Annotated in this window: 1 protein-coding gene; it reads left to right on the top strand. The window is 40.5% G+C overall.

The window, feature by feature from the left end; all coding sequences use genetic code 11:
- Nucleotides 1-232 (top strand): hypothetical protein (locus tag I5349_RS14165; RefSeq protein ID WP_226391405.1); only part of this gene is annotated, 232 nt, incomplete at both ends.

The raw sequence follows: 232 nt of genomic DNA, 5'->3' as shown, positions 1-232 counted from the left end.
GAGCTACTCCGAGTAATAATCAGTGGAACTATACTGTGGGATTATCATTAAGAAAAAGATTGGCAAACGGCTACAGCTTACTTACAGTAAGTAGAAATGTGTTTGACAATCGCGTGGATAGGTTTGAGGACCAAGAGAGTGGAGAGAATAATCAGCGAAAACTAGGTATGCAGTCTCAAGAGGTAGAGAATAAGCTCAGATGGGAAGTCAATAAAAGCCAAGGATCATGGAA

Source organism: Penaeicola halotolerans, assembly GCF_016464625.1.
GTDB classification, from domain to species: domain Bacteria; phylum Bacteroidota; class Bacteroidia; order Cytophagales; family Cyclobacteriaceae; genus Penaeicola; species Penaeicola halotolerans.
Note: the sequence above shows the minus strand (reverse complement) of the source record. Positions and strands in the feature narration are given on the sequence as shown.